Here is a 16062-nt window from a genome sequence, read left to right on the forward strand (position 1 = left end):
TGCAGGACGACGCATCGGCCGCTGTCTCATGCCGAATAGACGTTACCGGCCGGTCTGTCATGGCGTTTTCCCAACGCCGGTGGTGAAGGGAAAACGCCGGTCCCGCTAGCGAAAGCCTACCACGTGATGCGATAGGTAAGCCGTTTCCAGCTCGGCTATCTCTTCGCTGTCCAGCTTGACCTCCGTAAGCCTGCAATAGCTCGGCCAACTGCGCCGGGCGCGACGCGCCAACGATGGGCGCCGTCACCGCCGGCTTGCTGAGCATCCACGCCAGCGCCACCTGCGCGCGGGAAACGCCGCGGACTTTGGCTATCACGCCGACCCGTTCGGCAATACGGGCGTCGTTATCTTCGCTTTGTTCATACAGTGTCTTGCCAAATTCATCCGACACGACCCTAGCGGTCGTTTCTCCCGCAGGCTGAATAGCGACGCTAGGGATTAACCTGGGCCGGCGCAGACGAAAAAGTCACTAAGCGGTCAACGCGGGCCGGCACAGGGGGTTAAGCACGATGCGCGCGGCACGGCCCGGGAAGGAGGGGCACCGGCAAAAAAAGGAGCGCGGTTGCGCTCCTGTGCCGCGGGCTTAAGCCAGCCAATCCTTGATTTGCCGCTGTATCCCTGCGCCGTCGAGGCCCAGATCCGCGCGGATCTCCTCCTGGCTGCCTTGAGGAATGAAATGGTCCGGCAGGCCGATATTCAATACCGGCACCTGCAGCCGCTGCTGCATCACATACTCGTTTACGCCGCTGCCGGCGCCGCCCATGATGGCATTCTCCTCGACCGTCACCAGCGCCTGATGGCTGGCGGCCAGCTCGCTTATCAGCGTGTCGTCGAGGGGCTTAACGAAGCGCATATCCACCAGGGTTGCATTTATCGCTTGCGCCGCGTGTTCGGCTTGGGGCAGCAACGTACCGAAATTGAGAATTGCCACGCCGGCGCCCTGGCGGTGTACCACCCCTTTACCCAGCGGTAGTTCATGCAAATCGGTGAGCGGGGCGCCGGTGCTGTTACCGCGCGGGTAGCGCACTGTGCTTGGCCCAGCCTGGTAGTGATAACCCGTGTGCAGCATCAGTCGGCATTCGTTTTCATCGCTTGGCGTCATGATGACCATATTGGGGATGCAGCGCAGGTAGGAGAGATCAAACGCGCCTTGGTGAGTCTGCCCGTCGGCGCCGACAACGCCGCCGCGATCGATGGCAAACAGTACCGGCAAATTCTGTATCGCGACGTCATGGATCACCTGATCGTAGGCGCGCTGTAAAAAGGTAGAATAGATGGCCACCACGGGGTGATACCCGCCGATGGCTAGCCCGGCGGCAAAGGTGACCGCATGCTGCTCGGCGATGGCTACATCAAAATACTGGCGCGGATATTGGCGCGAAAACGCCACCATGCCGGAGCCTTCGCGCATGGCGGGCGTAATCGCCATCAATTTGTCATCATCCGCGGCGGTGGCGCACAGCCAGTCGCCGAAAATGGCTGAGTAAGTGGGGCATCCGTCGCCGCTTTTCGGCAGGGTTCCCATGTGGGGATCGAATTTCGGCACCGCATGCCAACTGATAGGGTCTTTCTCGGCTGGCGCATAGCCACGGCCTTTTTTCGTCATGATATGCAGCAGCTGCGGTCCTTTTTTGGCCCGCATATTCTTCAGCGTCTGCACCAGTCCCTGGACATCATGGCCGTCCACCGGGCCGATATAGTTAAACCCCAGCTCCTCGAACAGTGTGCCCGGCACCACCATGCCTTTAATGTGCTCTTCGGTGCGCTTCACCAGCTCTTTAATCGGCGGGATACCAGACAGCACCTTTTTGCCGCCTTCGCGCAGGGTCGAGTAGAGCTTGCCGGACAGGATCTGCGCCAAATGGTTATTCAGCGCCCCGACATTTTCCGAAATGGACATTTCATTGTCGTTCAGCACCACCAGCAAATCAGATTTGATATCGCCGGCATGGTTCATGGCCTCGAAGGCCATGCCGGCGGTAATGGCGCCATCGCCGATAACGCAAACCGTGCGGCGGCCCAATCCCTCATGTTCCGCCGCCACCGCCATACCGAGACCGGCGCTGATGGAGGTGGAGGAATGACCTACCGAGAGCTGGTCGTATTCACTTTCGCCACGCCAGGGAAACGGATGCAGGCCGTTACGCTGGCGAATAGTAGCAATACGGTCCCGTCGCCCGGTCAGGATTTTATGGGGATAAGCCTGATGGCCGACATCCCAAATCAGCCGGTCGAACGGCGTGTTGTACACATAATGCAGCGCCACCGTCAGTTCCACCGTGCCCAGCCCCGAGGCGAAATGGCCGCTTGAGCGGCTTACGCTGTCGAGCAGAAATTGCCGCAGCTCGTCGCACAGCGCCACCAAACTCTCTTTGGGCAACTGACGCAGTTCCATAGGATTGTCGGCTAGGACCAGCGTCGGATACTTTTTGATATCAAGGCTCATGGGGTACTCATATCTGAGGTGTAAAAAACCGCATCACTTATTTGTCACGTTCAATAATATAGCGCGCCAGCGCCATCAGCGTGGCGGTATCATAACCGAGCGCGGCGACACATTCTAAGGACGCCAGGGATTCATGATACAGATCCTGAGCCTTGGCCCGCGCCATGTCCAGTCCCAGCAGGGCCGGATAGGTGCTTTTACCCAATGCTTGGTCCGCTCCCTGTCGTTTGCCGGTGGTCTGGCTGTCGCCCACGACATCAAGAATGTCGTCCTGTACCTGGAAAGCCAGGCCGATGGCGGCGGCGAAACGATCGAGATAGCGCAGCGCCGGTCCGCCGCGTTCCCCGGCCGCCAGAACACCCATCCGAACCGCCGAGCGGATAAGCGCGCCTGTCTTGTGGCGGTGAATCGTCTCGAGGCGCGCGGCGGAGACCTGCTGCCCCTCGGCCTCTAAATCCAGCGCCTGTCCAAGACACATACCGTCGGCGCCGCTGGCGGCGGCCAGCGCCGAGATCATTTGTAGCCGATCCTGTGGCGACACCTTCGGCATCTCCACGTCGGCCAGAATGCTGAAGGCCAGCGTCTGCAGTGCATCGCCGGCCAGAATGGCGGTCGTTTCGCCGAATTTGACGTGGCAGGTCGGTAACCCGCGGCGCAGCGCATCATTATCCATTGCCGGCAGATCGTCATGAATCAGAGAATAGGCATGGATACACTCAATCGCGGCGGCCGGCGCGTCAAGGCTTGCGGCTGTAAGCCCGAACAACCGGCCGGTCTGGTACACCAGGAACGGGCGCAGCCGTTTGCCCCCCAGCAAAGCGCCGTGGCGCATGGCCTGGATAAGGGGAGCCTGCGGATTGGCGAGGACGCTGAGATAACGTTCCAGCGCCGCGTCCACTTGCTGGCGGCTATTTTCAAGCGCGCGCGCGAAATCAGTCATAGCGCATCATTTTCCGGCGCAAAGGGAGCGAGCGGGGCGTCTGGCGTATCGTTTAGCAGAATCTGCACCCGCTGTTCTGCCTGTTGCAGGGTTTTCTGACCTTGTCGCGCCAGCTGCACGCCCTGCTCGAATTCATTAAGTGCCTGCTCCAGCGGCAGTTCACCGGATTCCAGGCGGGTGACTATCTGCTCCAGTTCTTTAAGCGCAGTCTCAAAACTGGCGGGTTTTTCTGCTTTTTTTGGCATGTCTGTATCCTACCGGTAGATAGCGAAGGCGCGAGTGGCGGCCCACGTTAGCCCAGAGTGCGGTGATAAGCAAATTGCGCCTTAATCCCGCGGCATAAAGTGGTATACTCCGCGCCGCAAGGGCGACAGGCCGACGCCAGGGCTAACGTGGGCCAGTGTCCCATTATATAACGTGTTGCGGCGCGTTACTCTTTAATGATCAAATAACGACTATCACCATGAAGTTTATCATCAAACTGTTTCCGGAAATCACGATAAAAAGCCAATCCGTGCGGTTGCGCTTTATAAAAATACTCACTAGCAATATTCGCAATATTCTCAAACATTGTGATGAGTCGGTGGCGGTGGTGCGTCATTGGGATCATATCGAGGTCCGCGCCGGCGATGAACAACACCGTCCTCTGGTAGCTGACGCATTGACCCTCATCCCCGGGATTCATCACATCCTGGCGGTGGAAGAGCGCCCCTGGCAGGATATGCATGATATTTACCTGCAAACGCTGGTCATGTACCGCGATCGTCTGGTGGGCAAAAGCTTTTGCGTGCGGGTCAAGCGCCGCGGCACGCACGATTTCACCTCCCAGGACGTGGAACGCTACGTCGGCGGCGGTTTAAACCAGAATGTGGACAATACCCGCGTAAAATTGACCCACCCCGACGAAACGGTTCTGCTGGAAATTGATAATGATCGGCTGCTGTTGATAACCGAGCGCCTCGAAGGGCTTGGCGGTTTCCCGATAGGTACCCAGGAAGATGTGCTGTCGCTTATCTCGGGCGGCTTCGATTCCGGCGTCTCCAGTTATATGCTGATGCGCCGCGGTTGCCGGGTTAATTATTGCTTTTTCAATCTTGGCGGCGCGGCGCATGAAATCGGTGTCCGTCAGGTGGCGCATCATTTATGGCGCCGCTTTGGCCAGTCCCACAAAGTCCGCTTTGTGTCCCTCGATTTTGCGCCAGTGGTAAACGAAATTCTGGCCAAGGTGGAAGATGGCCAGATGGGGATAGTGTTGAAACGCATGATGGTGCGTGCGGCGTCGGCCATTGCGGAGCGCTACGGCATTCAGGCGCTGGTCACCGGCGAGGCGCTGGGGCAGGTGTCCAGCCAGACGCTGACTAATCTGCGTTTAATTGACAACGCGTCAGACACGCTTATTCTGCGTCCGCTTATCTCTCATGACAAAGAACATATCATTACGCTGGCGCACCAGATTGGCACGGAAGAGTACGCCAAAACCATGCCGGAATACTGTGGCGTGATTTCCAAAAGCCCAACCGTGCGGGCGGTGAAAAGCCGTATCGAGCAGGAAGAGGGGCAATTCGATTTTGCCGTACTGGAAACGGCGGTGGCGCAGGCGCAGGTGGTGGATATCCGCGAGCTGGTCGCCGAGGAGGGGAACGCGCCTGTCGCCGAGGTGGAAACCACCGCGGAGTTGGGCAGCGGCGATGTCGTGCTGGATATCCGTTCGCAGGATGAGCAGGAAGGCTGCCCGCTGACGCTGGCTAATGTGGCGGTGCAAACGCTGCCGTTTTACAAGTTGGGCAGTCACTTCGGCGAGCTGGATCAGAGTAAATTATACTTACTGTACTGCGACCGTGGGGTGATGAGTCGCTTGCAGGCGCTCTATTTGCGCGAGCAGGGCTTCCAAAACGTGAAGGTTTACCGCCCTTAAATTGCCGGCGGGCGCTTCCAGCGAGAATGCGGCCCGCGCCTGCCGCGGGTTGTGTCTTGCCCCGCTGCCCATGTTGTCCTGCACCTGCTGCAGGCCTTTTGCAGCCCCCTCCTGCATATTCTGCCCGCGCTCGCCGAACCTCTGGTTTGATACATAGCTAATCTTGAAAATTTGCAATGCCCTGGGGTAGTACTAACCTGTGCCGCCACCTCGGCCGCCACCTCGGCCGCGGCCGGAAGGCCGCAGAGCAACGCGATAATGTTCAGGGCGAAATCCATGGCCGTCCCCGGCCCCTGGCTGGTGAGGAGCCGGTAACGCGCATCATGGACGACCCGCTGATCCACCCAGCGATCGGCGGGAATACGGTCCTTCAGCGCCGGAAAACCGGTCATATAGGCTTGGCTAAACAGCTGATGGTGTTGCAATACCAAGGCCGGGGCGGCGCATATCGCCGCCACCAGTTTACCGTCGAGGTGCATTCGGCGTACGCACTCCAGGAGCAGCGGACTGCGCTGGAAACACTCGGCGCCCTGCATATCGCTGGGGAGGACAATGGCGTCAAAGGGCTGCTCCGCTAAAGGCGCCAGCGGCGCATCGGCCAGCAGCCGTACGCCGCGCGAACCGACGATGGTCAATCCGCCATCGCCGTTGACGCTGGCCGCGCGTACCTGCATTCCGGCGCGTACCAACAAATCGAACGTCGTGACGGCTTCGGTTTCCTCGCTACCATCGGCCAGACAGAGAAGAATCGATTTGTCCATAGCTTTCCTCCTTGCGTTTCACCCAATCAAATAGCCGCTGATTCTTCGGCATATTCAGCCCGTGCGCACGTGCGCGCCGCAGGACATGGCCGGTAATGTAATCTATCTCCGATTGCCGCTGGGCTCGGACATCCTGCAGCATAGAGGAAACATTATCCGCGGTGCTGCGGATTACCTGGCCGACATAGAACAGCAGGCTTTCATAATGAGTATGGTAACCCTCGCGGTCCATCACCATCGCCACTTCGCGGCAGATGGCTTCGATTTCGGCCGGATAGCGTTCCAGCTCACCGTTGCGGCAATTGTAAATGGCGGTGAGGGGGTTTATCACGCAATTAGCGGCAAGCTTGACCCAACTTGAGGCGGTGATATTGTTATGCCAGGCAACCTCCGGCAGGGCATGATGTAACACTTTCGCCATCGCGCTGCTTTGCTGCGCCTGACTATTGCCGGGACCGATGCGCGTCGTGCCGGCATAGATATGGTGGATTTTGTTCTCTTCACGGTGGGCGGCATGGGTGGTGGTACCCATAATCAGCGGCTGGATCAGGACAGGTAACTCCTCACGCGTGCCGAGGCCGTTATGCAGCAGTAGGATGGCGCAATCGGCGCGCAGTTGCGGCAACAGCGCCCGTACCGCCCCGGATACCTGCCAGGCTTTCAATGTCACCAGCAACAGATCGCTTGCGGCCAGATGCTCAGCGTTATTGGCGGGCAATTGTAAACGGTTTTCCTGCCCTTTTGGGCTGATAACATCCACGGTGCATACCGATTGCGGCACCCTCAGCCATCCCTGAACGTTGTGTCCCTGACGGCTAAGCGCCGCTAGCCACAGCTGTCCTAATGTGCCACAACCCAGAACGGTAATTTTCATTTTCCTTACCCTGTAGCCAAATAAAAGGGCTCCGGCCCGCGCATCACCTTGGAGCCATAAGTATAGACTTTTCTGCTGTACGGCAGGAGGTTATGCACGCCAGCTCGAAATCTACTGCGGGTATCCCGTCTTTTAACTCTTTGCCCTTGCGGGTATGATATGGGCAAATTTTGCCTTGCCGGAGCCACAGTATGCCCTCATTTGATATCGTGTCAGAAATTGATATGCAAGGAGTTCGTAATGCGGTGGAAAACGCCAATCGCGAATTGATCACCGGCTGGGACTTTCGCAATGTCCTGGCAAGCTTTGAGTTGAATGAAAAAAATCAGTCTATCAAGGCCGCCAGCGAATCCGATTTTCAGGTCAAACAGCTATCGAAATCCTGCGCGATAAGTTAGCCAAGCGCGGCATTGAAGGTGGTGCTATTGAATTACCGGATGAATTGGAGCACAGCGGGAAAACCTACAGCGTCGACGCCAAGCTCAAGCAGGGGATCGAAACCGGGCTGGCGAAAAAAATTGTCAAACTGATTAAAGACAGAAAGCTGAAAGTGCAGGCGCAGATACAAGGTGAACAGGTTCGCGTTACCGGTAAGGCGCGGGACGATTTGCAGCAGGTCATCGCGCTGGTAAAAGGTGCGGAGCTGGGGCAACCCTTCCAGTTTACCAACTTCCGCGATTAACCTGCGTTGCGGCGCCGAATTTTGTTCCTGCCGGCGCTATAAGCTAATCTTGGCCCATTTATCCTTCCCGCGTCGCCTTAGGCGCTAACGCACGCCGGCGCAGGGTGATGATAGCGCTAAGGTGGTGACCGCTGCGCGAAGGGGGGGCATTGGGGCCTGTCGGGATGGACACGCCGCCCTCAGGCAGCGACCGTTTTTTCCAGCGCCGCGCGATTGGTCTGTTTGGTATCGACCTTGACATAGGCGCTGCGCTCTTCGGGCACCACCACCACCTCGGTGACGCCCGGCTGCGCCTGGAGACGCTGAGCCAACTGACCATCGGCCGCCATGCGGTCGGGCAGGGCAATGCGCAGACTGCTTACATAGGGTGGCTCGCGCAGCGTAATGCTTACAAGCCACCACGTCAGCGCTATTGCCGCTCCTGCCAGAAAGACCAGCCAGTCGCCCTGGAGTTGAAACAGAAAGCCGCCGAGCGTGCCACCGAACGCCACGCCGAGAAACTGGCTGGTGGAGTAAACGCCCATAGCGGTGCCTTTATAGCCTGCCGGCGACTCTTTGCTGATAAGCGATGGCAGCATAGCTTCCATGACGTTGAACGCCAAAAAGAACACTTGAATGCCGGCGAACATGACCCAGAGATGTCCGCCCGCTGCGAGCAATACCAGCTCGGCAACTAGCAACAGCGTCACGCAACCCAGAAACACGCGCTTCATGCGCCGTTTGACTTCGGCATAAATGATGGCCGGCACCACCGCGGCGAATGAAAACAGCATGGTGACCAGGTACACTTTCCACTGGTCGCCGGGCAAAAAGCCGGCACGGGCCATCATGGGTGGCAGGGCGACGAAACTCGATATCAACATGGCATGCAGGCAAAAAATCCCCACGTTGAGTTTCAGCAGCTGCGGATTGGCCAGGACTTTGCCGAAACTGCCGCGCACGATGCCTGATTCTCGATTAAGCGTATGGGCGCCGGCGGTGGGCACCACTAACAGGGTGAGCGCGACCCCTGCCAACGCCAGCGCGGTGATGCCCCAAAACAGGCCGCTAAGACCGATGGCATGGGTCATGATGGGGCCGACCACCATGGCGATGGCAAAGGTCACGCCAAAACTGACGCCGATAAACGCCATCGCTTTGGTGCGGTTCTGCTCGCGGGTCAAATCCGACAGCAGCGCCATCACCACGGCGGCAATGGCGCCCGATCCCTGTAGCGCGCGGCCGAGGATCACGCCCCATATGCTGTCGGTCAGCGCGGCGATGGCGCTGCCGAGGGCAAAGATCAGCAAACCACCGACGATAAGCGGCTTGCGGCCGACGCGGTCGGATACCAGTCCGAAGGGGATCTGAAACACCGCCTGCGCCAGCCCGTAGATACCGATGGCCAGGCCGATGAGCGCTTCGCTGGCGCCCTGTAGCGCCATGCCATAGGTGGTTAACACCGGCAATACCATGAACATGCCCAGCATGCGCAAAGAAAATACCGTACCCAGGCCCCAGGTGGCCCGCAGCTCCATGCCGGTCATTTTTGTGTCGTTCATCACTACCTCGAAAAATCTTACCGGGCTATTGTAATGCCATAACGCAGGACGGGAAATCGAATGATATTTAACAGATGTTAACGTCATCGCTCATACGCGACGTGCTAGCCGGCACGGCACCGGAAAGCGTTTAACGCCCTGGCGGTTAATGAAGTGAAAGGTGAGAAAGAGGGCAGGGCGTGCGCCCTGCCGGAACGGGTAACCCCGAGGGTTACCCGAGGTAAGTGAGCAGGTTGTTGGCGGACGGCACCATGAAGTCTACCGACATCATCACGCTCAACGAGTTGATGGCCACGATCGAGAAAATGAACAGCTTGCGCGCCCACACTTTATCGTCATTGGCTGATTTATAGCCCTGCAACGCCATGCCCAGCCACCAAACGCTTACCGAGGCGGCGACGATCAGGTATTTGTAGCCGGCATAACCGCTCAACGTCAGCATCAGCGTGGCCACCATGAACCCGATGATATACAGGGTGATGTGGTGTTTCGTGACCGAAATACCGCGTTTGACCGGTAAGACCGGAATCGACGCTGCCTGATAGTCCTTGAAGCGGAAAATGGCAATGGCATAGGAATGAGGCATTTGCCACAGACTGAAGATCAGCAGCAGAATCAGTGCGCCGGTGTCGAACCCGTCGCTGACGGCGCAGTAACCGATGACCGGCGGCGCGGCGCCGGACAAACTGCCGATAAGCGTACCGTAGACGGATTTGCGCTTCATATACAGGCTGTACACGCCGACATAGACGACAAAGCCCATCACCGCCAGCCACATGGCCAGCGGATTCGCCGCCAGATACAACAACGCAAAACCGGCAATACCCAGCACCGTAGCGTAAACCAGACTGACTTTCGGAGAAATTAATCCTTTCACCAGGACCCTGTTTTTGGTCCTTTCCATTTTCCGGTCGATATCGCGATCGATATAGTTGTTAAACACACAACCCGAGGCGACCACCAGCGACACACCGAGCAGCGTGGCGAGAAACAGGGCATAATCAATCTGGCCCTTTGCGGCCAGCAAGAAGCCCCCGATGACAGAAATTAGATTACCGAAAATAATTCCTGGTTTTGTTACTTGCAGGTATTGCTTAATCATTACCGTTGTGCTCTGTTAGTGGCCCATCAAGTTGTGATTGAGGTACCACATAATCCACAAGGAGCCGACTACCAGGATGGCGATGATCATCACCGCAAACACAAAGGCTATCAGATTCCACTGCTGCTCGGACGACGTACTGAGGTGCAGGAAGTACACCAGATGAACCACAATCTGTACGACTGCGCAAATCACCAGCACCGCGATCAGCATGCTTTCGCTGGCGGAGCCCTGCATCACTATGGCAAACGGAATTACCGTCAGGATGATGGAGAGAATAAAACCAATCAAATAAGACTTATGGCTGCCTTGGCTGGCGCCAGTATGCCCTGCGGATGCATGACTCATTAAAGTGCCCCCATTAAATACACCACGGTAAAGACGCAAATCCACACCACGTCCAGGAAGTGCCAGAACAGGCTCAGGCACTGCAAACGGGTTTGGTTAACCGGTGTCAGACCGCGACGGGAGACCTGAACCATCATCACCAGAATCCAGATTAGGCCGGAGGTGACGTGCAAACCATGGGTACCCACCAGCGTGAAGAAGCCGGACAGGAAGGCGCTGCGGTCCGGCCCATAGCCTTCGGCAATCAAATGATGGAACTCGTAAAGTTCCATGCAGATAAAGCCGAGGCCGAACAGGAAAGTCATGCCCAGCCAGACGTTGACTCGGCTCTTGTAACCGCGGTACATGGCTAGGATAGCCATGCCGTAGGTGATACTACTGAACAGCAGGAAGAAGGTTTCGACCAGCACAAATGGCAGCTCGAAAATGTCCTTGCCCGTCGGTCCGCCCGCCACGCTATTGCTCAGCACGGCATAGGTGGCGAACAGGGTGGCGAACAGAATACAGTCGCTCATCAGGTAGATCCAGAAGCCGAATACTTTGGTGGCTCCCGCATCGTGGTGCCCATGCTCGGTATGGGCGGCTTCATGATTGGATAGGATCTTAGTTGACATTCTTCACGCCCGCTTCACTGATTTGGTCAAAATGCCGGTTCTCGATACGTTCGACTTCCTCTACCGGCACATAATAATCCACGTCTTCATTGAAGCTGTGAACTATCCAGGTCACGATCATGCCGGCAAACCCGACGATCGCTAGCCACCAGATATGCCAGATCAGAGCAAAGCTGAACACCAGGCTAAAGGCGGCAATAACTACGCCGGCGCCGGTGTTTTTCGGCATATGAATCGGTTCATACGCCAGCGGTTTCTGATAGGCGGACCCTTCTTCCTTCATTTCCCAGAACACATCGCGCTGATTGTTAACTTCCGGCACGATGGCAAAGTTATAGAACGGCGGGGGAGAGGAGGTCGCCCATTCCAGGGTGCGGCCACCCCACGGATCGCCGGTCAGGTCGCGGTTCTGTTCCCGATCGCGCACGCTGACCACAATCTGGATGACCTGGCACAGGATACCCAGCGCGATAAGCGCGGCGCCGGCGGCGGCCACCATCAACAGAGGATGGAAAACGGGGTCGATTTGCTGGCTCAGACGGCGGGTCATCCCCATGAAGCCCAGCGCATAAAGCGGCATAAAGGCGACGTAGAACCCAATAATCCAGAACCAGAAAGCGCGCTTGCCCCAGGTTTCGTTCAGGGTATAGCCAAACGCTTTCGGGAACCAGTAGGTCATACCGGCGAAGCAGCCGAACACTACACCGCCGATAATGACGTTATGGAAGTGGGCGATCAAAAACAGGCTGTTATGCAACACGAAGTCGGCGCCGGGCACCGCCAGCAGCACGCCGGTCATCCCGCCGATGGAGAAGGTGATGACGAAGCCCACGGTCCACAGCATCGGGGAGTTAAGCACCACGCGGCCCTGATAAATGGTGAACAGCCAGTTGAAAATCTTCACCCCGGTCGGGATGGCGATGATCATCGTCATGATGCCGAAGAAGGCGTTGACGTTGGCGCCGGACCCCATGGTAAAGAAGTGATGCAGCCAGACGCAGAACGACAGCACGGTAATGGCGATGGTTGCCCACACCAGCGAGGTATAGCCAAACAGGCGCTTTTTCGAGAAGGTGGCGACCAACTCCGAGAACACGCCGAATACCGGCAGCACCAGTATGTACACTTCCGGATGGCCCCATGCCCAGAACAGGTTGATGTACATCATCATATTGCCACCCATGTCATTGGTGAAGAAATGGGTGCCCAGATAGCGATCCAGGGTCAGCAGTACGATGGTCACGGTCAAAATCGGGAACGCGGCGATGATAAGCACGTTGGTGCACAGCGCGGCCCAGGTAAAGACCGGCATTTTCATCATCGGCATGCCGGGCGCGCGCATCCGCAAAATGGTGGCGAAGAAGTTCACGCCGGTCAGGGTGGTCCCGATACCGGCTATCTGAATACTCCAGATCCAGTAATCGACCCCGACGCCGGGACTGTACTCCTTGCCCGCCAGCGGCGGATAGGCTACCCAACCGGTTTGGGCGAATTCACCCACGCCGAGGGAGACGTTTATCAGGATAACACCGACGACGAAGAACCAGAAACTCAGGGAGTTCAGGAAAGGGAAAGCAACGTCGCGGGCGCCGATTTGCAGCGGCACGGCCAGGTTCATCAGGCCGACCACGAATGGCGTCGCCATGAAGATGATCATGATAACGCCGTGGGCGGTTACCACCTGGTCATAGTGATGCGGCGGCAGAAAGCCCGCTTCGCCCGCCGAGGCCAGCGCCTGCTGCGAACGCATCATGATGGCGTCGGCAAAGCCGCGCAGCAGCATCACGAACGCCACGATTATGTACATGATGCCGATTTTCTTATGGTCTACCGAGGTGAACCACTCATGCCAAAGATATTGCCACTTACCAAAATAGGTAATGGCGGCCACCAGCCCCAGACCAATCACAATGATGGCGGCGACGGTTATCATAATGATCGGTTCATGGTACGGAACCGAATCAAGCGTTAATTTTCCGAACATCGTTATTATTCCTCTGTACCCGTGTGAGAGTGTTCACCCATGTACATCCCTTCGTCCTGGGTGGTGGCAATACTCGTCCCCTTGCCCATGAATTTGCCGATCACATCCTGGTACAGACTGGGTTTAACGCTGGAGAAGTACTCAACCGGATGATACTCGCTCGGCGCCGCCAGCTGCTCGTAAGCCTGCATGGTGCCAAGCGTTTCCGGTGATGCCTTGACCTTCTGAACCCACTGGTCGAAACCGGCTTGATCCGGCGTGGCGACGGCGGTGAATTTCATACCGGAAAAGCCCCGGCCGCTGAAGTTCGCTGAAATGCCTTTATAGCTGCCCGGCTCGTTGGCAATGAGATGCAGGGTGGCATTCATACCGGCCATGGCATAAATCTGGCCGCCCAACTGGGGAATAAAGAAGGAATTCATGACCGAATTGGAGGTAATATCGAATTTCACCGGTACGTTGGCCGGGAAAGCGATTTCGTTTACCGTAGCGATGCCTTGCTCCGGGTAAATGAACAGCCATTTCCAGTCCATGGCGACAACTTGAATGGTGACAGGTTTGGCGTCTGAGACAATGGGTTTGCTCGGATCCAGCGCATGGGTCGACTTCCAGGTCAGGGTGGCCAGGAAAATGATGATAAGGATGGGTACCGTCCACACTACCAGTTCCACCTTGCTGGAGTGGGACCAGTTGGGGCTGTACGTTGCCTTGGTATTGGATGCGCGATATTTAATGGCAAAGACGAATGCCATGACGACAGCGGGTATCACGACGATCAACATCAGCCCGAAGGCGGTCAGTATTAATGAACGTTGCTCCAGTCCAATCTGTCCCTTGGGATTCATTAACACCATGTCACTGCAGCCGCTAACTAAGGCGGCGACGCTAAACAGCGACAACATCCCTAAATATTTATTGTATTTCCTGAGTCTCATTTAACGACCTCAATAAAATGTGCTCTAATGTCGTTTCTTGTGTGTGGGCATTTTACGGGAAGGTTGCAGTACTGTAAACACGCTTAAGCTTATGTCAGAAACATGTTTCTGCATTCTGCCAGGCGTGTCACACCTGTTGGGAATGATGACAAAATATTAATCGCGACAAAGGGTTAGAGAATTAACCTTCAGAATACCCCGATTCCGTTAACGGAAAGAATAACGGCGTGCAATCTGTATCATCGCGTTAACAAATCAATATCATTCTTTGACAAAGAAACTACAAATACGTAAATATGAACCCTGTAAAATAGTAGAGGCGATAAACTGTCACTCCTGCAACATAATTAAAAAAATGACCTTAAGCCGAAACAGTAATAAGTCGGAATGCGACCGCCGCCGCGAAATTTTATTCGGCGCCGCACTGCCCTGGGTCATCGATGACACGTCACAGTGCTTCGGCTAGCGGGATCGTTTCATGGCGCGATAATCGAGTACGCACCCCATGAGTATACTCACCGTGAGCAGAAGGGCACCTATTTTCCAACATAAATTCATGATCGTACCGGTCGACACCATGCCCGCGGCCTTGGCCAGCACCACCAGCACGCCAACAGCCGTTGCGCCAGGCGATAACCGGCGTTGAAATGGCCACGGTGCAGGAATTCGCCGGTATGCTGGGTGAGGGTTAGCGTAGTGCGGCACAGCATGAGCAGGCCCAGACCCGGGAAAGATATCGCCACGGAGAAGAGATAAAACCAGGCCCAGCCGTGCAATTCGACAAACCAGCCGGCGAGGGGGCCGATATAGACCCGGCCAACGGCAGCTAGCGCCGACAGCAGCGCGACGAAAGCCGCGGTACCCATGCCGCCGCACAGGTTCTCGACGAAGACCGCCGCGGCCATCGACCACAGATGCTTATCGTTCACCGCCAGCGCCCAATAGCCGGCGTTGGATACCGTCTGCAAGAGCCCGAACAGCAACAGGGCGCGAAACAGCGACAACCGCTGCATCAGCAATCCGCCCGCCAGCGTACCGACCAGGGTCGCCAACAGCCCCAGACTTTTGTTAATCATCCCGACCTGACCGGCGTCGAAGCCGACGCCGCGAATAAGGAAGGTGGTACTCAGACTGAGTGCGAAGGCATCGCCGAGCTTGTAAAGCACAATCAGCATCAAGACGAGCCAGGCGTTATCGCGGCCGAAGAAATCGCGCAGCGGCGCTATCACCGCCTGCTACAGACTGGCCGGCTTGGGTATTGCCTGGTCCGGCTTCGGCGCCAGCAGGGTGCTGACAAGGCCCAGCAGCATGAGGGCGGCCATCATCCAATAGGTGGCCTGCCAGCCGAGCCAGCGGTCCGCCAGCCATAGCGCCAGACCGCCGGACACCAGCATGGCCAGCCGATAGCCCAGCACCGAGACTGCGGCGCCGGTGCCGAGCTCCTGCGCCGGCAGCAGATCGGTCTTGTAGGCGTCAAACACGATATCCTGCGAGGCGGAGCAAAAAGCCACCCATACCGCCAGCGCCGCTAACCACGCCAGATTGCGCCCCGGATCAAGGGTGCCCATCGCCAGCAGACCCATGATGAGCAGTAATTGACAAATCACCAGCCAGCCGCGCCGGCGGCCCATCAGCGGCGGACTGTAGCGATCCATTACCGGCGACCACAGGAACTTGAAGACGTACGCCTGCCCGACCAGCGAGAAGAAGCCGATGGTTTTCAGATACAGCTGGGCCACCGTCATCCAGGCCTGCAATGTCCCGGAGGTGAGCGCCAGCGGTAAGCTGGAGGCAAAGCCGAGGCACAGCAGAATGACGGAACGGCGCTGGGTCAGGGTAGCAAGACGAACGGAGGTCATGGTCATACGGCTTTCGGGTTAACCTGCCCGGCACCGCGGGCAGGCGGGTGAACGGGGAAGC

General features: G+C 57.2%; 11 protein-coding genes and 4 pseudogenes. 2 read left to right on the forward strand and 13 right to left on the reverse strand.

Translation table 11 applies throughout. The features are described from left to right. Nucleotides 1–105: 105 nt before the first annotated feature. The 4 genes and pseudogenes from SGP1_RS26705 to xseB all read right to left on the reverse strand — a co-directional run. A pseudogene (locus SGP1_RS26705) lies at nt 106–421 on the reverse strand (aldo/keto reductase); the annotation flags it as partial. Between the two features lie 162 nt (nt 422–583). After that, the gene (dxs, locus tag SGP1_RS05680; RefSeq protein ID WP_011410409.1) at nt 584–2446 is read right to left on the reverse strand and encodes a 1-deoxy-D-xylulose-5-phosphate synthase; all 1863 of its coding nucleotides are present in this window, start codon (nt 2444–2446) and stop codon (nt 584–586) included. A 37-nt stretch (nt 2447–2483) separates the two neighbouring features. Continuing rightward, the gene (ispA, locus tag SGP1_RS05685) at nt 2484–3386 is read right to left on the reverse strand and encodes a (2E,6E)-farnesyl diphosphate synthase (protein ID WP_011410520.1); all 903 of its coding nucleotides are present in this window, start codon (nt 3384–3386) and stop codon (nt 2484–2486) included. Further along, nucleotides 3383–3631 carry an exodeoxyribonuclease VII small subunit gene (gene xseB, locus SGP1_RS05690; protein ID WP_011410521.1) on the reverse strand — a complete coding sequence of 83 codons (249 nt, stop codon included), beginning with the start codon at nt 3629–3631 and terminating at the stop codon, nt 3383–3385. Before xseB ends, ispA begins: the two co-directional genes overlap by 4 nt. A gap of 218 nt (nt 3632–3849) precedes the next feature. On the opposite strand from xseB, the gene thiI reads away from it, so the two are divergent. After that, nucleotides 3850–5301 (forward strand): tRNA uracil 4-sulfurtransferase ThiI, encoded by a 1452-nt coding sequence (gene thiI / locus SGP1_RS05695; protein ID WP_011410522.1) that lies wholly within the window; start codon nt 3850–3852, stop codon nt 5299–5301. 157 nt (nt 5302–5458) lie between these two features. Here the strand turns inward: thiI and yajL are convergent. Both yajL and panE read right to left on the reverse strand, forming a co-directional pair. Next, a pseudogene (gene yajL, locus SGP1_RS05700) lies at nt 5459–6062 on the reverse strand (protein deglycase YajL). Further along, nucleotides 6025–6936 carry a 2-dehydropantoate 2-reductase gene (panE, locus tag SGP1_RS05705; protein ID WP_011410524.1) on the reverse strand — a complete coding sequence of 304 codons (912 nt, stop codon included), beginning with the start codon at nt 6934–6936 and terminating at the stop codon, nt 6025–6027. Before panE ends, yajL begins: the two are co-directional and overlap by 38 nt. Nucleotides 6937–7127: 191 nt before the next feature. Here panE and SGP1_RS05710 point away from each other — a divergent pair. Then, nucleotides 7128–7618 (forward strand): annotated as a pseudogene (locus SGP1_RS05710) (YajQ family cyclic di-GMP-binding protein). Between the two features lie 179 nt (nt 7619–7797). On the opposite strand, the gene SGP1_RS05715 reads toward SGP1_RS05710, so the two are convergent. The 7 genes and pseudogenes from SGP1_RS05715 to SGP1_RS05745 form a co-directional block, all read right to left on the reverse strand. Further along, nucleotides 7798–9159 (reverse strand): MFS transporter, encoded by a 1362-nt coding sequence (locus SGP1_RS05715; RefSeq protein ID WP_011410525.1) that lies wholly within the window; start codon nt 9157–9159, stop codon nt 7798–7800. 211 nt (nt 9160–9370) lie between these two features. Continuing rightward, nucleotides 9371–10261 (reverse strand): heme o synthase, encoded by an 891-nt coding sequence (gene cyoE / locus SGP1_RS05720; RefSeq protein ID WP_011410526.1) that lies wholly within the window; start codon nt 10259–10261, stop codon nt 9371–9373. A 15-nt stretch (nt 10262–10276) separates the two neighbouring features. Further along, a complete protein-coding gene (locus tag SGP1_RS05725; RefSeq protein WP_011410527.1) occupies nt 10277–10609 on the reverse strand; it encodes a cytochrome o ubiquinol oxidase subunit IV in 333 nt (110 codons plus the stop codon). After that, complete coding sequence (locus SGP1_RS05730; protein WP_011410528.1) at nt 10609–11223, reverse strand: cytochrome o ubiquinol oxidase subunit III; 615 nt, start codon at nt 11221–11223, stop codon at nt 10609–10611. The genes SGP1_RS05725 and SGP1_RS05730 overlap by 1 nt, the downstream gene beginning before the upstream one ends. Next, nucleotides 11213–13207: a cytochrome o ubiquinol oxidase subunit I gene (cyoB, locus tag SGP1_RS05735; protein ID WP_011410529.1), complete on the reverse strand. Its 1995-nt coding sequence runs from the start codon at nt 13205–13207 to the stop codon at nt 11213–11215. Before cyoB ends, SGP1_RS05730 begins: the two co-directional genes overlap by 11 nt. 5 nt (nt 13208–13212) lie before the next feature. Continuing rightward, entirely contained in the window at nt 13213–14142 is a 930-nt protein-coding gene (gene cyoA / locus SGP1_RS05740) for a cytochrome o ubiquinol oxidase subunit II (protein ID WP_011410530.1), read from the reverse strand. A gap of 462 nt (nt 14143–14604) precedes the next feature. Continuing rightward, nucleotides 14605–16001, reverse strand: a pseudogene (locus SGP1_RS05745) (AmpG family muropeptide MFS transporter). Nucleotides 16002–16062 lie beyond the last annotated feature (61 nt).

The sequence above is a fragment of the Sodalis glossinidius str. 'morsitans' genome (assembly GCF_000010085.1).
GTDB lineage: Bacteria > Pseudomonadota > Gammaproteobacteria > Enterobacterales > Enterobacteriaceae > Sodalis > Sodalis glossinidius.